The 20,859-nt window shown below is 66.7% G+C and carries 22 protein-coding genes and 1 pseudogene; 15 read left to right on the top strand and 8 right to left on the bottom strand.

Annotated features, from left to right (window positions below; genetic code table 11):
• Positions 1 to 8: 8 nt before the first annotated feature.
• Positions 9 to 1,673 carry an amidohydrolase gene (locus AC1Q7H_RS22940; protein ID WP_492379343.1) on the top strand — a complete coding sequence of 555 codons (1,665 nt, stop codon included), beginning with the start codon at positions 9 to 11 and terminating at the stop codon, positions 1,671 to 1,673.
• Positions 1,670 to 2,620 (top strand): CobW family GTP-binding protein, encoded by a 951-nt coding sequence (locus AC1Q7H_RS22935; protein WP_492379324.1) that lies wholly within the window; start codon positions 1,670 to 1,672, stop codon positions 2,618 to 2,620. The genes AC1Q7H_RS22940 and AC1Q7H_RS22935 overlap by 4 nt, the downstream gene beginning before the upstream one ends.
• Positions 2,621 to 2,642: 22 nt before the next feature.
• Here AC1Q7H_RS22935 and AC1Q7H_RS22930 read toward each other — a convergent pair whose 3' ends face one another.
• Positions 2,643 to 3,554 (bottom strand): YihY/virulence factor BrkB family protein, encoded by a 912-nt coding sequence (locus tag AC1Q7H_RS22930; RefSeq protein WP_013952509.1) that lies wholly within the window; start codon positions 3,552 to 3,554, stop codon positions 2,643 to 2,645.
• A 261-nt stretch (positions 3,555 to 3,815) separates the two neighbouring features.
• Between AC1Q7H_RS22930 and AC1Q7H_RS22925 the strand changes: the two genes are divergently transcribed.
• The gene (locus AC1Q7H_RS22925) at positions 3,816 to 5,111 is read left to right on the top strand and encodes a serine hydrolase domain-containing protein (protein ID WP_492381766.1); all 1,296 of its coding nucleotides are present in this window, start codon (positions 3,816 to 3,818) and stop codon (positions 5,109 to 5,111) included.
• Positions 5,112 to 5,121: 10 nt separating this feature from the next.
• A pseudogene (locus tag AC1Q7H_RS22920) lies at positions 5,122 to 5,283 on the top strand (porin); the annotation flags it as partial.
• A 7-nt stretch (positions 5,284 to 5,290) separates the two neighbouring features.
• Here AC1Q7H_RS22920 and AC1Q7H_RS22915 read toward each other — a convergent pair.
• The gene (locus tag AC1Q7H_RS22915) at positions 5,291 to 6,211 is read right to left on the bottom strand and encodes a LysR family transcriptional regulator (protein WP_013952511.1); all 921 of its coding nucleotides are present in this window, start codon (positions 6,209 to 6,211) and stop codon (positions 5,291 to 5,293) included.
• Between the two features lie 152 nt (positions 6,212 to 6,363).
• Between AC1Q7H_RS22915 and gtdA the strand changes: the two genes are divergently transcribed.
• The 5 genes from gtdA (at position 6,364) to AC1Q7H_RS22890 (ending at position 11,574) form a co-directional block, all read left to right on the top strand.
• Positions 6,364 to 7,410 (top strand): gentisate 1,2-dioxygenase, encoded by a 1,047-nt coding sequence (gene gtdA / locus AC1Q7H_RS22910; protein WP_013952512.1) that lies wholly within the window; start codon positions 6,364 to 6,366, stop codon positions 7,408 to 7,410.
• Between the two features lie 95 nt (positions 7,411 to 7,505).
• The gene (locus AC1Q7H_RS22905) at positions 7,506 to 8,204 is read left to right on the top strand and encodes a fumarylacetoacetate hydrolase family protein (RefSeq protein WP_211981043.1); all 699 of its coding nucleotides are present in this window, start codon (positions 7,506 to 7,508) and stop codon (positions 8,202 to 8,204) included.
• A gap of 36 nt (positions 8,205 to 8,240) precedes the next feature.
• A complete protein-coding gene (gene maiA, locus AC1Q7H_RS22900) occupies positions 8,241 to 8,882 on the top strand; it encodes a maleylacetoacetate isomerase (RefSeq protein WP_013952514.1) in 642 nt (213 codons plus the stop codon).
• A gap of 27 nt (positions 8,883 to 8,909) precedes the next feature.
• Positions 8,910 to 10,124, top strand: coding sequence for a 3-hydroxybenzoate 6-monooxygenase (locus AC1Q7H_RS22895; protein WP_013952515.1), 1,215 nt, complete (start codon positions 8,910 to 8,912; stop codon positions 10,122 to 10,124).
• 109 nt (positions 10,125 to 10,233) lie between these two features.
• On the top strand, positions 10,234 to 11,574 hold the full coding sequence (locus AC1Q7H_RS22890; RefSeq protein ID WP_492379322.1) for an MFS transporter: 1,341 nt from the start codon (positions 10,234 to 10,236) through the stop codon (positions 11,572 to 11,574).
• A gap of 84 nt (positions 11,575 to 11,658) precedes the next feature.
• On the opposite strand, the gene AC1Q7H_RS22885 is transcribed toward AC1Q7H_RS22890, so the two are convergent.
• Entirely contained in the window at positions 11,659 to 12,267 is a 609-nt protein-coding gene (locus AC1Q7H_RS22885) for a cysteine hydrolase family protein (RefSeq protein ID WP_492381765.1), read from the bottom strand.
• A 181-nt stretch (positions 12,268 to 12,448) separates the two neighbouring features.
• Here AC1Q7H_RS22885 and AC1Q7H_RS22880 point away from each other — a divergent pair, with 181 nt between their 5' ends.
• Positions 12,449 to 13,411 (top strand): GlxA family transcriptional regulator, encoded by a 963-nt coding sequence (locus AC1Q7H_RS22880; protein ID WP_211981045.1) that lies wholly within the window; start codon positions 12,449 to 12,451, stop codon positions 13,409 to 13,411.
• Positions 13,412 to 13,441: 30 nt separating this feature from the next.
• Here AC1Q7H_RS22880 and AC1Q7H_RS22875 read toward each other — a convergent pair whose 3' ends face one another.
• The gene (locus AC1Q7H_RS22875) at positions 13,442 to 13,912 is read right to left on the bottom strand and encodes a DUF1801 domain-containing protein (protein WP_013952519.1); all 471 of its coding nucleotides are present in this window, start codon (positions 13,910 to 13,912) and stop codon (positions 13,442 to 13,444) included.
• A gap of 221 nt (positions 13,913 to 14,133) precedes the next feature.
• Between AC1Q7H_RS22875 and AC1Q7H_RS22870 the strand changes: the two genes are divergently transcribed.
• The 5 genes from AC1Q7H_RS22870 to AC1Q7H_RS22850 all read left to right on the top strand — a co-directional run bounded on the left by AC1Q7H_RS22870 (position 14,134) and on the right by AC1Q7H_RS22850 (position 18,707).
• The gene (locus AC1Q7H_RS22870) at positions 14,134 to 14,553 is read left to right on the top strand and encodes a DUF1801 domain-containing protein (protein WP_013952520.1); all 420 of its coding nucleotides are present in this window, start codon (positions 14,134 to 14,136) and stop codon (positions 14,551 to 14,553) included.
• Between the two features lie 156 nt (positions 14,554 to 14,709).
• The gene (locus AC1Q7H_RS22865; protein ID WP_492381764.1) at positions 14,710 to 15,690 is read left to right on the top strand and encodes an ABC transporter substrate-binding protein; all 981 of its coding nucleotides are present in this window, start codon (positions 14,710 to 14,712) and stop codon (positions 15,688 to 15,690) included.
• Positions 15,691 to 15,959: 269 nt separating this feature from the next.
• Entirely contained in the window at positions 15,960 to 16,958 is a 999-nt protein-coding gene (gene tauA, locus AC1Q7H_RS22860; protein WP_013952522.1) for a taurine ABC transporter substrate-binding protein, read from the top strand.
• Positions 16,959 to 17,044: 86 nt separating this feature from the next.
• Entirely contained in the window at positions 17,045 to 17,821 is a 777-nt protein-coding gene (locus AC1Q7H_RS22855) for a taurine ABC transporter ATP-binding protein (RefSeq protein ID WP_013952523.1), read from the top strand.
• A gap of 10 nt (positions 17,822 to 17,831) precedes the next feature.
• Entirely contained in the window at positions 17,832 to 18,707 is an 876-nt protein-coding gene (locus AC1Q7H_RS22850) for an ABC transporter permease subunit (RefSeq protein ID WP_013952524.1), read from the top strand.
• Between the two features lie 163 nt (positions 18,708 to 18,870).
• Here the strand turns inward: AC1Q7H_RS22850 and AC1Q7H_RS22845 are convergent, their stop codons facing one another.
• From AC1Q7H_RS22845 to AC1Q7H_RS22830, 4 genes are all read right to left on the bottom strand, one after another.
• The gene (locus AC1Q7H_RS22845) at positions 18,871 to 19,134 is read right to left on the bottom strand and encodes a hypothetical protein (protein WP_041228579.1); all 264 of its coding nucleotides are present in this window, start codon (positions 19,132 to 19,134) and stop codon (positions 18,871 to 18,873) included.
• Positions 19,135 to 19,202: 68 nt separating this feature from the next.
• Positions 19,203 to 19,466 (bottom strand): hypothetical protein, encoded by a 264-nt coding sequence (locus tag AC1Q7H_RS22840; protein WP_492381763.1) that lies wholly within the window; start codon positions 19,464 to 19,466, stop codon positions 19,203 to 19,205.
• Positions 19,467 to 19,533: 67 nt separating this feature from the next.
• Entirely contained in the window at positions 19,534 to 19,797 is a 264-nt protein-coding gene (locus tag AC1Q7H_RS22835; protein ID WP_114134388.1) for a hypothetical protein, read from the bottom strand.
• Between the two features lie 64 nt (positions 19,798 to 19,861).
• Positions 19,862 to 20,125 carry a hypothetical protein gene (locus tag AC1Q7H_RS22830; protein WP_153957110.1) on the bottom strand — a complete coding sequence of 88 codons (264 nt, stop codon included), beginning with the start codon at positions 20,123 to 20,125 and terminating at the stop codon, positions 19,862 to 19,864.
• Positions 20,126 to 20,859: the final 734 nt, after the last annotated feature.

The following is a 20,859-nucleotide window of genomic DNA, read 5'->3' as shown; positions in this document are numbered from 1 at the left end:
ACGGACTCATGCAATTCATGACACAAGACGACACGGCGCGCACGCAGGTATTCGTGGCGCGCAAGATCCTCACGATGGAAGCCGGCCAGCCCGAGGCGACCCAAGTCGCGGTGCGCGACGGCAAGATCCTTGCCGTGGGCGGCGCGGCCGAGATGGCCGGCTGGCCGGATGCGGTGCAGGTCGACACCTTCCGCGACAAGGTGCTGATGCCCGGGCTGGTGGAAGGCCATTGCCACCTGATGGAAGGCGCGATGTGGGATGCGGTCTACGTCGGCTACTTCGACCGCCGCGATCCGGACGGCAAGCTGTGGCGCGGTCTGCGCACGCTGGAGCAGGTGATCGATCGCCTGGCGGGCGCGGCAAGCCAGATGCATGACCCGGACACGCCGCTGCTAGCCTGGGGCTTCGACCCGATCTATTTCGGCGCCAGCCGGCTGTCGGTGCGCGAGCTGGATCGCGTCTCGGCCACGCGGCCCATCGTGGTGATGCATGCCAGCGTGCATCTGATGAACGTCAATTCCGCGATGCTGGCGCGGGCCGGCATCGACGAGGACACAGATATCGACGGCGTGCACAAGGACGCGCGGGGCTTGCCCACCGGCGAGCTGCAGGAATTCGCCGCGATGTTCCCGGTGCAGCGCGTGCTTGGCAGCGGCCTGTCGCTGGCGGCGGCCGAGAATGCCGACGCGGTGCGCCGCTTCGGCCGCGTGGCGCAACTGGCGGGCGTGACCACGGCGACTGACCTGGTCAACGACCTGTCGCCCAAGGGGCTGGAGACGCTGCAGGCGGTCACTGCCGACCCCGGCTTCCCGCTGCGCATCGTCCCGGCGTTCTCGCCGCAGCGCAATGCACAGGGCGGCCCCGCCCGCGTGCAGGCCGCGGCGGCGGCCGGTACCGACAAGCTGCGCTTCGGTCCGGTCAAGTTCATCGTCGACGGCTCGATCCAGGGCTTTACCGCGCGCCTGCGTGCGCCCGGCTATGCCGGCGGACAGGCCAATGGCTTGTGGCTGATCCCGCCCGAGCAACTGCTCGACGCCTTCACGCCGTTCCACCTGGCCGGCCTGCCATTGCATATCCACAACAATGGCGATGAGGCGACGCAAGTGGTGCTGGACGTGCTCGAAGCCATGCTGTCGCGCCATCCGCGCGCGGACCATCGCCATACGCTGCAGCACTGCCAGCTGGCCGACGAGGCACAGCTCGCGCGCGCGGCGCGGCTGGGCCTGTGCATCAACTTCTTCTCCAACCACCTGTACTACTGGGGCGATGCGCATGCCGGCCAGACCGTGGGACCGGCGCGCGCCGCGCGCATGAACCCGGCGGGCACTGCGCGCAAGCTGGCCATTCCGTTTGCGATCCACTCCGATGCGCCGATCACGCCGCTGAACCCGCTCTTCACGGCGTGGTGCGCGGTGCAGCGCCAGACGGCCTCCGGCAGCGTGCTGGGCGAAGCGGAGCGCTTGACCGTCGCCGACGCGCTGTATGCCATCACCATGGGTGCGGCCTATACGCTGAAGCTCGATCACCGCATCGGCAGCATCGCGCCTGGCAAGCTGGCCGACTTTGCCGTGCTGGAAGATGACCCGACCACAGTGGCTCCCGCATGCCTGAAGGACGTGCGCGTCTGGGGCACGGTGCTGGGCGGGCGCGTGTTCCCGGCGCCGGCCCGATGAACGCGCGGGCTCCGGTCCCGCTGGTGGTGGTCGGCGGCTACCTTGGCGCCGGCAAGACCACCTTGCTCAACCGCCTGCTGGCCAACGCGCACGGGCGCCGCATCGCATTGCTGGTCAACGACTTCGGCGAGATCAATATCGATGCCGCGCTGATCCGCACGCGCAGCGACGACGTGATCCAGCTGGAGAACGGCTGTATCTGCTGCTCGATCGGCGGCCGGCTGGCCGAGGCGCTCGTGGCCATCGCAGCAAGGGAGCAGCGGCCCGACCTGCTGGTGATCGAGGCCAGCGGTGTCTCGGACCCGCAGCGTATTGCGCAGGTCGGCTTGCTGGATCGGGCCTTTGTGCTCAATGCCGTGGTGGTGGCCGTGGACGTGACCGAGGTCGCCCACAGCCTGCACGATCCGCTGGTGGGCGACATAGTGCGGCTGCAGATCGCGGGGGCCTCGGTGGTGGTGCTGACCAAGGCAGACCTTGCCGATGCGGATGCACTGGCAATGGCTGCCGCCACGGTCGGCGCCATCGCGCCGCGTTCTGCGGTGCTGAGCGCATGCGAGGGCGAGGTGCCCTTGTCGGTCTTTGTCGACGCCGCCTTGCCGGAACCACATGGCGATGCCGTGCTGCAGGCAGGCGGGCACTGGCGGCGACCCGTCGGCACCGTGCACGCCGGCATCCGCAGCATTTCATACCAGACCGGCCGCGATTTCGACAAGATGCGGCTGCGGCAGGCGCTGAAGACGCTGCCGGTGCGCCTGCTGCGCGCGAAGGGTATGGTCAGGCTGGCAGCCGATCCGCGCCTGCATGAACTGCATGTGGTCGCGGGCCGCATGCGGCTGAATCCGATGGCGCAAGGCGATGCGGCAGGGTCTGCACTGGTATTTATCGGCGCCTTCGGTGCGGAGGAGGAGAGGCGTATCCGCGCCTGCCTCGATCTGGCGCTCGCCTGAGCGGGCGCGTGAATGGTGCCGCTCAGGTGTGGAATTCTTCCGGTTCCGCGTGCGCTGGCTTTCCTTCCCAGCCGCCACGCTCGAACTCCGCGATCACCTGCGCCCCCAGCAGCAGCAAGGTCGCCGCAATCTCCAAGCTCAGCAGCACCACGATCGCCGTGGTCAGCGAACCATAGACCCGGCTCACTTGCGACAACGTGGTGAAGTACCATGCCAGCACATGACGGGAGACTTCCCACAGCACGGCCGCAATCAACGCGCCGCTCAGCGCATGCCGCAGCGACAGCCTGCCAACCGGCATCACCATGTAGATCGAGGTCAGCATCAGCACCTCGCCAATGAAGCCGAGCAGGTAGAGCAGGCCGGTCGAGAGCCGGTCCAGCGACCAGTCGCGGCCCAGCACTTCCACATGCCGTTCGCCGATGGCCAGCAGGCCGCCTGACACCACCGTGACCAGCAGCAGGCCCACGCTCAGTACCGCGATGTAGCAATAGGGCAGTAGCGCCGAGACCAGGAAATGCCGGCGCCGGATCGACACGCGGTGCTCGAAGATCACCGACATGGCATTCTCCAGCACGGTGAAGGCGAGCGAACTGAAGAACAGCATGGTGCCCAGCAGTACCCAGCCGATCGTGCCGCGGTTGCGCAGGAAGGCGGCAAGCTCGGAGATAAGGGCCCTGGACTGCCCCGGCACCACCCACTCCAGGTAGCGCGCGAGCGTGGACAACAGCAGGTCTGGTCCGATCACGTGCGACAGGGCAATGATCATCAGGATTAGCAGCGGCACGATCGACAGCAGCGCGTAGTAGGCCACCGCGCCGGCCAGCAGCAGGCCCTGGTTGGCGCGGAACTGCCTGAGCGTGTGCCAGGCAAAGCGCCCCGGATGGCGGAGCAGGTCGCGGACGCGGGCGTCGGGAAGCTGCATGGCAGACATCGGAGAGGAAGGGTTTCGCCATTATGCGGCTTCGGGGCCTGACATTCCACCGGGTTATGGCTCTATTCCGAACGCATCATTGAGGTCAGGATCCGCGTCCGCCAAGATGGCGCCCGCGGCCTGCACCATGCAGGCTTGCACCTAATGCATACAAGGCGGCGCACCGTCCGTGCAAGCGCCTGGACAGGAATGGAGACAGCATGCAAGCGCAAACAGTGACGCGCAGGACGGGATTCGGACGCAGTCGGGCCGTGGTTGGCCGTGGCGCTGCTGGTAGCGCCGATGAGCGTTGCGCTGGCGCAGGGCACCGGCCAGCCTTTGGTCGTTGCCGAGGACGAGGTCATGCAGGGCTTTCCGCCGCCGCCCGACAAGCAAGTCAGCCGCGGCAGCGGGCTGCGTCCGCCGAATATGCGCTGGGCGTTCCGGCATGCGCGCGAGATGTCGCCAACGGCGGGCATCCGGCATGCCAGCCAGCCGCTGGCCCTGGCCGGCCAGCCCGGTACGGAACTGGATGGCACCACGTTTGCCGTGGCGGGCAAGACTGCCCGACTGGCCGATTACCTGCGCGACACCCATACCGACGGCTTTATCGTGCTGCACCAGGGCAAGGTCGTCTATGAGCGCTACCTCGCTGGCTTTGGTCCTTACCAGCCGCATATCTGGGCCTCGATGACCAAGTCCGTCACCGGTCTGCTGGCCGCCATGCTGGTCGAAGAGGGCAAGCTCGATCCGCAGGCCCGGCTGGCGCAGTATGTGCCGGAACTGGCCGGCAATCCGTTCGGCGAGGCCACGGTACAGCAGAACCTGGATATGGAGGTGCCGGTGGGCTACCCGGAGGGGCTGCCGCCGGACCTGGGGCTGTTCGGGGCGGTGGGGATCGTGCCGCGCAAGGCGGATGCGCCGGACACCATCTATGACTTCCTCAAGGTCGTCCACGCCACCGGCGGGCGCGACGAAGTCGGCGTCTGGTACTACCAGAACGGCTCGCCGGAAGCGGTGGCATGGGCGCTGCGGCGTATCACCGGCAAGAGCTGGGCGCAGCTGGTGACCGAGCGGCTGTGGTCCCGCTTTGCCGACGATGATGCCTACACCCAGGTGGACCGCCAGGGCACGGAAATGGCCAGCGGCGGCATGAATTCCACGCTGCGCGACGCCGCCCGCTTTGCCGAGGCGGTGCGCCGGGCGGCCGCGGGCGACGCCTCGGGCGGGATCTCGCCGGCGGCGGTGCGCATTGCGCTGCAGCCGGCCGGCAACCAGGCCCGCTTTGCGCGCGGCAACACCATGCCGGGCCGCGATGGCTATGGCTACCGCAACTACTGGTTCCAGCGCAACGACGGCGACGGCAGCATCGAGGCCAGCGGGCGCTTCGGACAGAAGATCTATATCAACCCGGCCAGGGGGCTGACGGTGGTGAAGTTCTCCGCCAACCCGGACGGCGCCGCGCGTGGGACCAGCGCGGCTGGGGTGCGCAAGCGCGACGATCCGGGCCGGGCGCTGGAATCCGCCGAGGCCATGGTGGCCGCGGCGCTCGCGATCCATCGCGCGGTCAGCCGCTGACCCACGCGACAGCCTGTCAAAGCGTACCGACGTCTATCTGACGACGGCCTATGTCCAGCATGCCGGCATCAACTTCGATACCTCGGCGGTGAGCTTTGCCAACGGGTATTTCCTCGGCAGCGGGCATCGCAGCATGACGGCCGTGGCGGTGGGGATGCGGCATCGATTCTGAGCCGCACCTAGTCCTGCGGTGCCCCCGCCGCCCGCCGCAGGCAATCCAGCATGGCCATGACCGCCGCGCGCGACTGCGCGTCGTCACGCCAGTACATCGACACCGAGCCGAACCCCGCCAGCCGCAGCGGCACGATGCGCAGCGCGCCCAGCTCTTCCAGCCGGCGCGCGGTGCGGTGCGAGGCCAGGCCGATCATGTCGCTGTTGTTGAGTAGCGTGAGATTCAGCACGGTGGAATTGCTCTCCACGCAATCGGCCGGCAGGGCACGCTCGGCGCTGGCCAGCGCGCCTTCCAGCGCGTTGCGGATGGGCGTGCCGCGCGGCCACACCACCCAGCGGTGGCGATACAGGTCGTCCCAGCCGATGCCAGCGCCCTGCAGCAGCGGATGGCGGGGCCGGGCGACGAAGTGGATCGGCTCCATGTAGAGCGATTCGGTGCGCATGTGCGCGTCCTGCAGTTCGGGGGCGGAGCGTCCCACTACGATATCCAGCTCGCTGTGTGCCAGCTGGCTCATCAGCCGGTCCATGGTCGTTTCCACCAGCCGCACGCTGGCGCGGGGCATCTGCTGCAGCAAATGCAGCGCTGCCAGCGGCACGGTATCCGCCGACGACGCGCCCGACGTACCCACCACCACAATCCCGCTGCCGCCGTCGCGCATGGCCTGCAGGTCGTCGCGCGCAGTATCCAGCTGGGCCTCGATCCGGCGTGCGTGCTCGATCAGCGACTCGCCATAGGGCGTGGGCCGCAGCCCGCGCGCCTGGCGCTCGAACAGTGGCAGCCCGATATCGTCCTCCAGGTCCTTCAGCCATTTGGAAAGGCCCGGCTGGGTCGTGTTCAGCATGGCCGCCGACTGGCTCATATTGCCGGTCTCGGCCAGGCTCAGCAGCATCTGCAGGTTGCGCAGCCGCAATCTCTGGGTCCAGTCCATGGGGCTACCTATATAAAAAATCGTATCGATAAGATGAAAAGTTCATTTCAAATCTTATAGGGCGCCGCGTATAACGACAACAAGACGGTGCGAGCGATGACACGCACCCACAAAAGCGCTCCCAAAGCCCTGCATAAAGTTACGGAGACAGCATGTCCGAACACACCCCAGACCCGGCCCGCGTGGCCTATTACGAAGAAATCGGCCGCAGCCACATGACCCCGCTGTGGGAGTCGCTCCACGCGCTGGTGCCGCCGCAACCGCGGCCGCAGATCGTTCCCGCCATCTGGAAGTACGCCCAGATCCGCCCGCTGGTCATGCAGGCCGGCGGCGTCATCAGCGCCGAGGAAGCGGTGCGCCGCGTGCTGGTGCTGGAGAACCCGGGGATCCCGGGCAAGTCGAGCATCACCTCCACGCTGTACGCCGGCCTGCAGCTGATCCTGCCGGGCGAAATCGCGCCCAGCCACCGCCATACCCAGTCCGCGCTGCGCTTTATCGTCGAAGGCAAGGGCGCCTGGACCGCGGTCAACGGCGAGCGCACCACCATGCACCCCGGCGACTTCATCATCACGCCGTCGTGGACCTGGCATGACCATGGCAACCCTGCCGTCGAGGACGGCGGCGAGCCGGTGGTGTGGCTGGACGGGCTGGATATCCCGCTGGTGCAGCAGTTCGATGCCGGCTTTGCCGAGAACTACCCGGAAGCCCAGCAGCCCGTGACCCGCGTCGAGGGCGACAGCTTTGCCCGCTTCGGCCACAACATGGTGCCGGTGCGGCACCGCGTGACCGATCCCACTTCACCGATTTTCAGCTACCCGTACGAGCGTTCGCGCGAGGCGCTGGACCAGCTCTACCGCAACGGCGAGCTCGATGCCTGGGACGGCGTCAAGCTGCGCTATATCAACCCGGCCACCGGCGGCTGGCCGATGCCGACCATCGCCACCTTCATGCAGTACCTGCCGGCGGGCTTCCAGGGCAAGACCTACCGCAGCACCGACGCCACCATCTACAGCGTGGTGGAAGGGCGCGGCACGGTGCGCATCGGCGACGACCAGTTCCAGTTCGAGCCGCGCGATATTTTCGTGGCCCCGTCGTGGGCGCCGGTGCAACTGGGCGCGCTGGAAGACGCGGTGCTGTTCAGCTATTCCGACCGGCCCGTGCTGTCCGCGATGAACCTGCTACGCGAAGCGCGCACCTGAGCCTCCCGCAACCCTGATCCGACCTGCCCCGGGCGGTGCCTGCGCGCACCGCCGGAGGCTCCCGCTTACCTGACGACCTCCGGAAATTCCGAACCATGTCCTACGTCTTCACGCCCCCCGCCACCGTTTCCATCCCCGTTGCCGGCAGCGACGACCAGTTCGCCGTGCGCCGCGTCTACTGCGTGGGCCGCAACTACGCCGCCCATGCGCGCGAGATGGGCTTCGATCCCGACCGCGAGCCGCCGTTCTTCTTCTGCAAGCCGGCCGACGCGATCGTCCCGGTGCAGGCCGGCACCACGCTGGACCTGCCTTATCCGGCGCAGACGCAGAACTACCACTACGAGGCCGAACTGGTGGCCGTGATCGGCAAGGCCGGTTCGGATATCCCGGTCGAACAGGCACTCGAACACGTGTGGGGCTATGCCGTCGGCCTCGACATGACCCGCCGCGACCTGCAGATGAAGATGCGCGAGATGGGCCGCCCCTGGGAAATCGGCAAGGCCTTCGATGCCTCGGCGCCGGTGGCGCCGATCCACCGTGCCAGCGAGATCGGGCACCCGCAGCAGGCCGGCATCTGGCTGACCGTCAACGGTGAAACGAAGCAGCGCAGCGACGTGTCGCACCTGATCTGGTCGGTGGCCGAGACGGTGGCCTACCTGTCGCAGTTCTTCCGCCTGGAGCCGGGCGATGTGATCTTCACCGGCACGCCGGAAGGCGTTGGCGCGGTCAAGGCCGGCGAGACCATGGTCACGGGCGTGGACGGCCTCGGCGAGCTGACCGTGCGCGTGGTCTGACCCCCCGTGAATCGCAGCACACAGGCATTACCGATCATGCAGCTCTATAGTTTCTTCAACAGCTCGACGTCCTACCGGGTGCGCATCGCGCTGGCCCTCAAAGGCCTGCCGTACGACTACCTGCCGGTCAATATCCGCACCGGCCAGCACCGCGCGCCGGAGTATGTCGAAAGCATCAACCCGTCCGCGACCGTGCCCGCGCTGGTGGATGGCAGTCTTGCGCTCGGGCAGTCGTTCGCGATCATCGACTACCTGGATGCGCTCCATCCCGAACCGCGCCTGCTCCCGCAAGACCCGGTGCAGCGAGCGCGGGTGCTGGAACTGGCCACGCTGATCGGCTGCGACATTCACCCAGTCAACAACCTGCGCATGCTGCGCTACCTGCAGGATGTGCTGAAGGTCACGCCCGAGCAGAAGGATGCCTGGTACCGCCACTGGGTCGATGAAGGCATGGCCGGCGTGGAGCGCCTGCTGGCGCTGCACGGACATGGCAGGTGGTGCTTCGGCGATGCGCCGACGCTCGCTGACGTCGCGCTGGTGCCGCAGGTTGCCAACGCCCTGCGCATGGGCTGCGACCTGGGCCGGTACGAGCGCGCGATGGCGGTCTACGCCCACGCCAGCGCCCATCCCGCCTTTGCCCAGGCGGCGCCCGGGCGCCAGCCCGACCATACCGCCTGACGCATCGCGCAGGCCAGGAGACAAGACATGAGCAGTACCAACAACGCGACCGGCAAGGTCCTCATCATCGGCGGCGGCATCGGCGGCCTGGCCGCGGCGCTGGCGCTGGCACGCCAGGGCATCCGCATCGAACTGCTGGAGCAGGCCGAGCAGATCGGCGAGATCGGCGCGGGCATCCAGCTGGCCGCCAACGCCTTTGCTGCGCTCGACGCGCTCGGCGTCGGCGAGGCCGCACGCAGCCGCGCGGTCTTTACCGACTACCTCAGCCTGCGCGATGCGATCGACACCAGCGAGATCGCCCGGGTCGATGTGGGCCAGGCCTACCGCGAGCGCTTCGGCAACCCGTATGCGGTGATCCATCGCGCCGATATCCACCTGTCGATCCTGGAGGCGGTGCAGGACCATCCGCTGATCACGTTCCGCACCAGCACGCGCGTAGAGCAGTTGCTGCAGGACGACAAGGGCGTGACCGTGATCGACCAGCACGGCGAGCATCACCATGGCGACGCGGTGATCGGCTGCGACGGCGTCAAGTCCGCCATCCGCCAGGCATTGATCGGCGATGAGCCCCGCGTCACCGGCCATGTGGTCTACCGCGCCGTGGTCGATGTCGCCGACATGCCGCAGGACCTGCAGGTCAACGCACCAGTGGTGTGGGCCGGCCCGCATTGCCACCTGGTCCACTACCCGCTGCGCGGCGGCCAGCAGTACAACCTGGTGGTGACCTTCCACAGCCGCGAGGAGGAGACCTGGGGCGTGCGCGACGGCAGCAAGGCAGAGGTGCTGTCGTACTTCGACGGCATCCACCCGCTGCCGCACCAGATGCTGGACCGCCCGACCTCGTGGAAGCGCTGGGCCACCGCCGACCGCGATCCGGTCGAGCGCTGGAGCTTCGGCCGCGCCACCATCCTCGGCGACGCCGCGCACCCGATGACGCAGTACGTGGCGCAGGGCGCCTGCCAGGCACTGGAAGATGCGGTCACGCTGGGTGAAGCGGTGAAGGTGGCCGGCGGTGATTTCGAAGCGGCATTCAAGCTTTACGAGCAGGCCCGCATCCCGCGCACCGCCCGCGTGCTCTACGCCGCGCGCGACATGGGCCGCGTCTATCACGCCAAGGGCGTGGACCGGCTGGTGCGCAACAGCCTGTGGACCGGCCGCACGCAGGCGCAGTTCTACGACGCGCTGCAGTGGCTGCATGGCTGGCGTGCCGACAAGTGCCTGAGCCCCACGCCGTGGCTGTAAGCCGCTGACGCAACCTTTCTTCGCAGTCAATCCGAAACGACCTGGCGGCCGCCTATAAGGCCGCCGGGCGTGACTCGCCCCTAATCCTGGCATCAAGGAGGAGACCACCATGCCTGCCAGCCAACCCCTGAACGTCACCGCGTTCATCGACCGCCAGCCGCTGTCGGCGTTCCAGGTGAGCATCGTCGTGCTTTGCTTCCTGATCGTTGCGGTCGATGGTTTCGATACCGCGGCGATCGGCTTCATCGCACCAGCCATCCGCGCGGAATGGCAGCTGACGCCGGCCCAGCTGGCGCCGCTGTTCGGCGCCGGGCTCGGCGGCCTGATGGTCGGCGCCTTCCTCTTCGGCCCACTGGCCGACCGCTTCGGCCGCAAGGGCGTGCTGGTGCTGTCGGTGCTGTTCTTCGGTGCCGCCAGCCTGGCCTCGGCCTGGTCGCATGACCTGTGGACGCTGGTGCTGCTGCGCTTCCTGACTGGCCTGGGCCTGGGTGGGGCCATGCCCAACGCCATCACGCTGACCTCGGAGTTCTGTCCGGAAAAGCGGCGCTCGTTCCTGGTCACGACCATGTTTTGCGGCTTCACGCTGGGCTCGGCTTTCGGCGGACTGGCTTCGGCCGGGCTGATCGACGCCTTTGGCTGGCGCTCGGTGTTGGTGGCCGGCGGGGTCATGCCGCTGATGCTGGCGGCGCTGCTGCAGTGGCTGCTGCCGGAATCGGTGCGCTACCTCGTGCTGGCCGGCAAGCAGCGCGAACGCATCGTCGCCACGCTGCAGAAGATCGCGCCGCAAGCCGACCTGCGCGACGCCACCTTCGTGGTCGGCGAACAGCGCAGCACCAGCTCGCCCGTGCGGCACCTGTTCCGGCCCGAACTGCTGCGGGGCACGCTGCTGTTCTGGCTGACGTTCTTCATGAGCCTGCTGGTGATCTACCTGCTGTCCAGCTGGCTGCCGACGCTGCTGCGCACTGCCGGCCATTCGTTGCGCACGGCCGCGCTGGTGACAACAATGTTCCAGATCGGCGGGACGATAGGGGCGATTGCGCTGGGCTGGCTGATGGACCGGATCAATCCGCACTATGTGCTGGCATCCAGCTATGCGCTGGCGGCGCTTGGCATTGCGGCGGTGGGCAGCGTTGCTTCCGAGCCGGTGGCCGCGGGCATGGCGGTGTTCCTGGCGGGCTTCTGCATCTCAGGGTCGCAGGTGGGTGCGAATGCGCTGTCCGCCAGCTTCTATCCGACGGACTGCCGTGCCACAGGCGTGAGCTGGGCCAACGGCGTGGGCCGGATGGGCTCGGTGGTGGGGTCGGTCGGCGGGGCGACCATGTTGTCGATGGGCCTGGGCATGCCGGCGTTGTTTGCGTTGATTGGCGTGCCGGCGCTGGTCGCGGGGTTGTCGATGTTCTCGTTGGGGATGGTCAGGCGTCAGGGCGCGGTGGAGCGCCTGGCAGTCTGAAAGCGGGCGGCGGGAGCCATTGACTGAGGGGGAGGTGCATGGCCTGACGTTCTCCCCCTCGGCACCACGGCTGTCGGCGATCGATCAGGCGATCGGCAGTTTCAACACCTCCTCGGTCGTCAGGATATCGCCGAAGGTGTCGTCGATGGTGGCAAGCGCGGCCCGGTGCAGGTCCCGGTGCGGCACCACGCCGCCGGCGGTATCCAGGTCGCGCGTTGCGCAGGCATCCTCCGCCACGATCACGCCGTATCCGAGCGGCACCGCATCGCGCGCTGCGCCCGACACGCAGGCATGGGTCATCAGGCCCGTGATGATCAGGGTCTTGATGCCGGCGGCCTTGAGGCGCTGGTCCAGGTCGGTCGTCGGGAACACGCTGACCGAGGTCTTCTGCAATACCGTGTGATGCGCGGCCGGCTGCAGGTCGCTGTGGAATTTCACGCTGGCGCTCTGTTCCGCAAAGATGGGGCTGCCCGCGGGCGTCACATGCTGGATGTGGACAACAGGAATCCCTGCCGCATCCGCGTGAGCGATCAGGCGTTGCGCATTGCCCAGGGCGCGCGCGCCGTCCGGAATCGGCATCTTGCCGCTGAAGTACTCATTCTGGAAATCGATCACCAGCAAGGCGCTGCTGGCGGCTTCGATAGCGGTGGGGGCCGGTGCGCCGGCCATGGTGCGAATCGTCGGGTGGTTCATTGTGGTCCTCGTCATGGGGAAGAAGAGGGCGGCGCCGTTGCCGAGGAGGCCGCCCCAATCACCGCAACCGCGGCATGGGATGTAGTTTCCAACGCCCGCTGGAACCCCGAAAGTGGCCCGATGGACAGCATCCGATAGAATTGGGCCAACTTCAATCCCTGTCCCTGACTGCGAGAATGCAATGCATACCGTCGCGGTGATCGCCTTCGAAGGCATCAGCCCCTTCCACCTGTCCGTGCCCTGTATCGTGTTTGGCGACGATCTTGCCCGGCTGGGCGTGCCGCGCTACCGGCTGATCATCTGCGGCGAGAAGACCGGGCTGATTCCAACCATGTCCGGTTTCAGGATCGAGGTCGGGCACGACCTTTCGGTGCTGGCCGAGGCGGATACGGTCATCATGCCGGCCTGGCGCGACCCTGCGGAGCGCCCGCCCCAGGCCCTGGTGGAAGCGCTGCAAACCGCCAGCGTGCGGGGCGCGCGGATTGCCGGCCTTTGCCTGGGTACGTTCGTGGTCGCCGAGGCGGGTTTGCTGGACGGGCGCACGGCGGCCACGCATTGGGCCTGGGCCGATGACTTTGCGAACCGGTATCCGAAGGTCAGGCTCGATCGCAACTCCCTGTATATCGACGATGGCGACATCCTGACCTCGGCCGGGACGGCGGCCGCCCTGGATTGCTGCCTGCACCTGCTGCGCCGCGACCATGGCGCGGAGGTCGCCAACCGGGTGGCCCGCCGCATGGTCGTTGCCCCGCACCGGCATGGCGGCCAGGCCCAGTACATCGAACAGCCGCTGCCCCGGATGGATGGCGCGGACAAGCTCAGCACGACCCTGGACTGGGCCATCGAGAACCTGGACCAGGCGCTGGCACTGGACACGCTGGCGGAGAGGGCCGGGATGAGCCGGCGCAACTTCACCAGGCGCTTCAAGGCGAAGACTGGCACAACGGTGACGCAGTGGGTGCTGAACCACAGGCTGGCGGCGGCGCAGCGCCTGCTGGAGACGACGGACAAGGGGGTCGACCTCATCGCCGAGCTGGTAGGGTTTGGATCCGCCGTTTCGTTCCGGCAGCACTTCACCCAGGCCTTCGCCGTTTCTCCGTCTGCCTACCGCAAGCAGTTTGGCGGTGCGGTGCTGCCGGATTGACCAACGGGGCCTGGTTCTGAGGACAGGGGCTTACGGAGCCCAGCCAGGCAGTTCCGATGCCTGCCGGATCCAGCTTGCCACCAGCGCCTCGTCAAGCTCGTCGTCTTCGTGGATGTGGAAGTAACGCGTGTTCTCGTCCTTGGACTCGACAGGGGGAACAGGGCGCAGCGACATGCCACGGAAGAATGCCACCTTGATGTACCTCGTCATGCAATGGAAGCTGAGGAACCAGCCCTGACCCTCGATGCCATAGAAGGGCGAGTTCCACCTCACTGCCTTGCGGACGTCAGGCACGGTGCGCTGGATGAGCGCGTCGAGGCGGCGCCCGGCGTCGTGTTTCCAGCCCGGCATGGCGGCGATGTAGGCCTGCACGGGGGCATCTCCGTCGGCCTTCGCGATCTGGGGGTTGCCGCCGGCGAGCAGGGGCGGGCTGGCAGCGGCCCGCCTGGCCGGGGTCTTCGTTGCGGCGTGCGCCGGCTTCCTGGATGGTTGGTTCGCCATTGCCTTCACTCCATCGAATACACGCTGACTGCCTGACAGACAGGCCAAGTCGCCCAGGGCAGGCATGGCTGCTGACGACAGTGCATGAAGCACAACAATCGGGCTATGCTAACCTGCTGAAACGGATGGAGCGATGAACGAGGGATCGACCGAAACGCTCTCTGCCATTGCCGAACGTGAGCTGCCTCATCCACGGGACCAATTCGAGGAATAGGGATCCAATGAATCCATCGGAACGTATCGACGAGCTGATCGCAGGACTCACCGACTGGCGTGGCAAGACGCTGGCCAGCCTGCGCAAGACCATCCTTGAGGCCGATGGCGAGATCATCGAGGAATGGAAATGGATGGGAAGCCCGGTGTGGTCGCGCGACGGCATGATCGCAGTCGCCAACGCGCACAAGGAGAAGGTGAAGATCACCTTCACCAATGGGGCCAGCCTGCCGGATCCTGACAAGCTCTTCAACGCCGGCCTCGGCGGCAACAAGTGGCGCGCGATCGATCTCTTCGAGGGCGACAAGATTGACGCGAGTGCCATGAAGAATCTCATTCTTGCCGCGATTGCGTTCAATCAGGGCAAGTCGAAGAAGAAGGCAGCGCCCGCGGCTACCCGGGCGAAAGCACAAGAGCGTAAAGAGTAAAGGGACGCGAAGCGTCCTGGCGTGCGGGCGCGCGCCTGAGCTTCGCAACGAAGGTCCCGGCCGGCATGCTCCACGCATATGGAATGCCGGATTTCTTCGTTGGTTTTCGCGCGCTGCGCGCGTACGTTCGTGGGTTTCCATCTCCCCGCGAATGCTATGACCGCTTCCCGACGACAGTTCCTGCGCCAGGGCGCCGCCGCCACGGCCGCGCTCGCCTCCGGCCCCATCCTTTCCTTTACCACCTTCGCCACCAGCAGTGCGCAAGCGCAGGGGCGCCCGGTCCTGAAAGCCGGCGACCAGAAGGGCGGCCTGCGCGCGCTGCTCGAGTCCGCCAACGCGCTCGAGGGCCTGGGCTACGACATTCAATGGACCGAGTTCCCTGCCGCGGCACCGCTTGCCGAGGCGCTGAACGCGGGCGCGGTCGACAGCGGCCCGATCGGCGATGCCCCGGCGATCTTCGCGCTGGCGGCCGGCACGCGGATCAAGCTGATCGGCGCCAACCGCTCTGACCCCTACGGCACGGCAATCCTGGTGCGGCCCGACTCGCCGCTGCGGCAGGCCGCCGACCTGAAAGGCAAGAGCATCGGCACGAACCGTGGCTCGATCGGGCACTTGGTGACGCTCAAGGCGCTGGAATCCGCGGGGCTGAAGCCGGAGGACGCCAACCTCCGCTTCCTGCCGCCGGCGGATGCCAAGCTCGCGTTGAGCAGCGGCTCGGTGGATGCGTGGGCGACGTGGGAACCCTATACCGCGATGGTGGAAACGAGCGGCCACGCGCGCGTGCTGGTCAGCGGACGCGGGCTGTGGTCCGGCCTCAGCTACCTGGCGGCCACCGATGCCGCGCTGGCGGCCAAGCGCGTGGTGCTGCAGGACTTCCTGCGCCGGGTGGTGCGTGCGCAGCAATGGTCCTACCAGCACGCACCGGAGTTCTCGGCGGCCCTCGCCCGCATCATCGGGATCCCGCCGCAGGCGGCACGGCTGCAGTTCGAGCGGCGGCACACGCAATGGCGGAGCATCGATGCCGAACTGCTCGCCGAGCAGCAGCGCACGGCGGATTTCTACCAGAAAGTTGGGCTGCTCAAGCAACGGCTCGATGTGCGGCAGACCTTCGACTCCGGGTTCTCCCTTACCGCCTGACCGCCGCGGGCGGCATCAGGCCGTGCACCGGGATCTTCGACGGCCTCGGGAAGCGCCTCCGGCACGACCAAAGCCTCGTCGGTAGCCGCTAAGGATTTCCATGATTGACGCCGCCTCGCGCCAGCGCATTTCACGGCCTGGCGCGGCCTGCGCCGGCGCGGCCCGTTCTGGTTCCAGCGAATGCGGGCAACTGGTCCTATAGGCCCGGAATGGCCCTCACCTATAAAGCCGTGACCCCCAAACATATTTCCCTTCCGAGGAGCACAACCATGCGGTGGATCAAGCAGATAGCGACGTATTTCGCCCTGGTGGCCGCGCTGGCGCCAGCCGCACACGCCCAGAGCAAGAATGTAGTGATTGCTTACCAGGACATGGTGGTGCCCTGGCGCTACGCGCAGGACATGAAGGAACTGGAAAAGCAGACCGGCTACACGGTTTCGTTCCGGCAGTTCGGCGGTGGCGGGGATGTGATCCGCGCCATGGCTTCGGGCCAGATCGCCATTGGCGAGGCCGGCACTTCGCCGATTGCGTCGGCGCTGTCGCAAGGGCTGGATGTCGAACTTTTTTGGATCCTGGACGACATCAACGCAGCCGAGGCGATGGTGGCGCGCAATGGCAGCAAGATCGCCAGCGTCGCCGACCTGAAGGGCAAGCGCGTCGGCGTGCCCTTCGTGTCAACCACGCACTACCACACGCTGGTCGCACTGGAGCGCGCCAAGATCAATCCGAAGGACGTCCGCATTGTCAACATGCGGCCGCCCGAGGTAGCCGCCGCCTGGGAGCGCGGCGATATCGACGCCACCTTTATCTGGGACCCGGTGCTGGCCAAGCTCAAGCAGTCAGGCACCGTGCTGATGACTTCCGGCCAGATTGCCGCCGACACCGGCAAGGCCACCTTCGACGGTATGATCGCCAACAAGAAGTTTGCCCGTGAAAACCCGGAGTTCATGGTCAAGCTGGTGCGCGTGCTGGCCGCCGCGGATGACAACTACCGCAAGAACAAGGCGTCGTGGACCCCCGATTCGCCCATGGTGAAGGCGGTGGCCAAGGTGTCTGGCGCCAAGGCCGAGACCGTACCCGCGAGCATGGCGCTGTACGCCTTCCCCACGCTGCAGGAGCAGGTGTCGGAGCGCTGGCTGGGCGGCGGCGCGGCGCGCGCGCTGCAGTCCGCGGCGCAGTTCCTCAAGGAGCAGGGCACCATCCAGACCGTCTTGCCGGACTATGGCCCGGGCGTCAACGCGGAATGGGCGAAGCGGGCGTTGCGCTGACGCCGCGCCCATCGCGCTGAAGATGGCCGCCGCGCGCAAGCCAGTCCGGCGCGGCCGCCCCGAAAGTCCTGTTGCGGAAGCCCATCATGTACAAGCTTGAAATCGATAATCTCAGTGTCAACTATGGCGTCGCAGGCGGCGCCAAAACGCTGGCCCTGTCGCAAGTCAACCTCACCATGGAGCGCGGCGATTTCGTCGTGGCGCTCGGTGCCTCGGGCTGCGGCAAGACCACCTTGCTGTCGTGCATCGCAGGCTTCATGGAACCCTCGGAAGGCGAGATCCGGCTGTCCGGCAAGGTGGTGCGCGGGCCGGGTGCCGAACGCGGCGTGGTGTTCCAGAAGCACGCCCTGATGCCGTGGCTCAGCGTGGCGGACAACGTCGCGCTCGGATTGCGCCTGCGCGGCGTATCGCGTGCCGAGCGGCTGCGGGTCGCGCATGAGAAGCTGGCCGCGGTCGGGCTGGAAGATGTCGCCAGCAAGCCGGTCTATCAGCTTTCGGGCGGCATGCAGCAGCGCGTCGGGATTGCCCGCGCGCTCGCCTGTGATCCGGCCGTGATGCTGATGGACGAGCCGCTGGGCGCGCTCGACGCGCTGACGCGCGAATCGATCCAGGCGCTGATTCTCAAGCTCTGGGCCAAGGAACAGAAGATTGTTTTCTTTATCACGCACAGCGTGGAAGAGGCGCTGTTCCTGGCCACGCGGCTGATTGTCATGACGCCGTCGCCTGGCCGCATCGCGCACACCTATGAACTGCCGTTCGCGCGGCGCTTCATCGAATGCGGGGACGCCCGTGCAGTCAAGGCCGACCCGGAATTCATCCGCTATCGCGAAGAGATCATTGATCTGATCCATGCCACCGCCTGAGGAACACGAGATGCCCGCTTCCGTCCAACGCATCGAACCCACGCCGCGCGTCACCAAAGCCGCAGCGGCCGGGGCCAGCCAGCAAATGAAGACCGTTTCGGGCTACCGCCTGCCCGGCGAGGGGTCAAGTTCACGCATCTCCACCATCACCGTGGTCCTGCTGCTCGCGTTGTGGTGGCTTGCCAGCCATCTGCGCTGGCTGCCGCCGCTGTTCCTGCCCACGCCTGAGTCGATCGTCACCGCCTTTATCGATGCCTGGCAGGGCAACCTGCAGGGCGGCCAGCCGCTGACCGAGCATTTCGCGGCCAGCATGCTGCGCGTGTTCGGCGCCTTCGGGCTGGCGGTGGTCACGGCGGTGCCGATCGGCGTGATGATGGGGGTGTCGCGCATCGCACGCGGCGTCTTCGATCCGCCGATCGAGTTCTACCGTCCCCTGCCGCCGCTGGCGTACCTGCCGCTGATCGTGATCTGGTTCGGCATCGACGAGACCTCGAAGGTGCTGCTGATCTTCCTGGCCTGCTTCGCGCCGCTGGCAATGTCGGCCCAGGCCGGCGTGCGCTCGGTCACCATCGAGCAGATCAACGCGGCTTACTCGATGGGTGCCACGCCGTGGCAGGTGGTGCGCCACGTGGTGATACCCGCCGCACTGCCCGATATCCTGACCGGGATGCGCATTGCCATCGGCTTCGGGTGGACCACCCTGGTCGCCGCTGAAATGGTGGCCGCGACCGCCGGCCTTGGCCAGATGGTGCTCAATGCCTCCAACTTCCTGCGTACAGACGTGGTGATCATGGGCATCGTGCTGATCGGGCTGATCGCCTACGTGTTCGACCTGCTGATGCGCAAGCTGGCGAAGGTCCTGGTGCCCTGGAAGGGACGGATGTGAGGTGAGGGTGTAGCTCCGGGATCATCATCCCCCCAGGGGGCACGATGAGCCGTTCAGACTTGGCCGGAGAATGCAGTGGAAGATAGCGCAGGCGGTATCTTCCGCTGCGGACTCCAAGTTGCGTCGCCACCCGTTGAAGCGGGGGCGACGCACCTCGGTCCCGTTACAGCGCAGCCACCTGGGTGCCGTTGCCGAAGTTCTGCATGGTGGGCATCTTCAGGCTGAGGTGCGAGCTGGCGTCGATCGTGTTCACGGTCGGCCCGACCTGCAAGCCGATGGTCGGGCTGGCAAAGCCGCCGCCGCCGACGACGTTCTGATAGTTGCCGCCGACAAGTGAGTAGGCGCTGCCACCGCGCACAGCGGACATGGTCTTGCCGTCCAGTTCCTGGTCGAACGGCAGGTCCTTGATCATGAGGGTCGATTGCATGGTAAGTCTCCTTGGGGATTCGGTTGAAGGGGAGTCCCGCCTCGGCGGGCCTCCCGCATGCAGCGTTGTTACAGCGTGGCCACCTGGGTGCCGTTGCCGAAGTTCTGCATGGTGGGGATCTTCAGGCTGAGGTGCGAGCTGGCGTCGATCGTGTTCACGGTCGGCCCGACCTGCAAGCCGATGGTCGGGCTGGCAAAGCCGCCGCCGCCGACGACGTTCTGAGAGTTGCCGCCGACAAGCGAGTAGGCGCTGCCACCGCGCACAGCGGACATGGTCTTGCCGTCCAGTTCCTGGTCGAACGGCAGGTCCTTGATCATGAGGGTCGATTGCATGGTAAGTCTCCTTGGGGGTTCGGTTGAGGGGAGTCCCGCCTCGGCGGGCCTCCCGCGTGCAGCGTTGTTACAGCGTGGCCACCTGGGTGCCGTTGCCGAAGTTCTGCAGGGTGGGGATCTTCAAGCTGAGGTGCGTGCTCGCATCGATCGTGTTCACGGTCGGCCCGACCTGCAGGCCGATGGTTGGGCTGGCAAAGCCGCCGCCGCCGACGACGTTCTGGGCGTTGCCGCCGACAACAGAGTAGGCGTGGCCGCCGCGCACAGCGGACATGGTCTTGCCGTCGAGTTCCTGGTCCAGCGGCAGGTCCTTGATCATGAGGGTCGATTGCATGGTGAGTCTCCTTGGGGGTTCGGTTGAGGAGAGTCCCGCGTCGGCGGGACTCCCGCATGCAGCGTTACAGCGCGACCATCTGGGTGCCGTTGCCAAAGTTCTGCAGGGTGGGAAGCTTCAGGTTGAGGTGTGTGCTCGCGTCGATGGTGTTCACGATCGGCCCGATCTGCACGCCGATGGTCGGGCTGGCAAAGCCGCCGCCGCCGATGACGTTCTGAAAGTTGCCGCCGACAAGAGAGAAGGCGTGGCCGCCGCGCACAGCGGACATGGTCTTGCCGTCGAGTTCCTGGTCGAGCGGCAGATCCTTGATCATGAGGGTCGATTGCATGGTGAGTCTCCTGGGGTTCGGTTGGGGGAGCACGTTTGTTGCGCTCGAAGGGTATAGAGCATGGGCCGTGCCAGGCCCGGGAGGGCGCTGCAGTTAGCTGACTAACATATTGAAAATAAAGGATTTTTCATGGAATCTTGGTGCCTTCTGAGATCCGTCGGGCGAAAATTTGTCAGGGTTGGTGTTGGGCGTAGGCCAACTCATTTCACGGCACTGTTGGCCCAACGAATACAGTTGCCCCCGAGAACTGACTGCGTCGAGCCAAGCCGCCTTGAAGCCAATGACACCGGGCTTCGGTGGGTCAGCTCTCTGCCTGGACGCGCGCGATTTGTGCGGCCTGGTGGCCGGCGAGCGCGCCACTGATGCGAGATGGCCGCCGCCGTGATGGCACGCAAATGGCCGCGCTCGAAGCGCGGCCCCAAGGTCCGGCGAAGAAAAAAAACCGCCCAGAATAGGGCGGGTTCAGACTGCTGAAAACCTGTCGAGTGCTTGCCAAGGCCGGCAAGTGCTACGGGCTCCGGACTGGAATACCGTAGGTTGTATCTTCCGCTGCGGACTCCAAGTTGCGTCGCCACCCGTTGAAGCGGGGGCGACGCACCTCGGTCCCGTTACAGCGCAGCCACCTGGGTGCCGTTGCCGAAGTTCTGCATGGTGGGCATCTTCAGGCTGAGGTGCGAGCTGGCGTCGATCGTGTTCACGGTCGGCCCGACCTGCAAGCCGATGGTCGGGCTGGC

The organism is Cupriavidus sp. GW823-FHT06D04 (assembly GCF_058795055.1).
Note: the sequence above shows the minus strand (reverse complement) of the source record. Positions and strands in the feature narration are given on the sequence as shown.